The sequence below is a fragment of the Pseudomonas sp. 2995-1 genome (assembly GCF_002742505.1).
Classification (GTDB): Bacteria; Pseudomonadota; Gammaproteobacteria; order Pseudomonadales; family Pseudomonadaceae; genus Aquipseudomonas; species Aquipseudomonas sivasensis.
On the sequence record NZ_LJSA01000013.1, the window covers coordinates 1 to 228 of the forward strand.

General features: G+C 36.0%; 1 protein-coding gene. It reads right to left on the reverse strand.

Going from position 1 to position 228, the window contains the following annotated elements; translation table 11 throughout:
- Positions 1 to 187, reverse strand: a 187-nt coding sequence (gene ilvN / locus AOA61_RS00045) for an acetolactate synthase small subunit (RefSeq protein ID WP_256583301.1), incomplete at its 3' end; no start/stop codon positions are given.
- Between the last annotated feature and the right edge of the window lie 41 nt (positions 188 to 228).

Below are 228 nucleotides of genomic sequence, written 5' to 3' on the forward strand. Positions count from 1 at the left end.
GTTCTATAATACCTTGGATTTCGTGTCTCAGCTGAGCACTGCTTACTACTTTAATTAGTGCTAGTTCTCTAGCAACAATGGCTTTATCTGTTATGTCAGACACTTTTAGAACATCTATTTGTTTATTTAGCTGCTTTGTAAGTTGTTCAAGCTTTTGGTTATCCTCTACTTCAACCACGAGTGTCATTTTTGATATACCTTCAGTTTCTGTATGACCTACTGAAATGC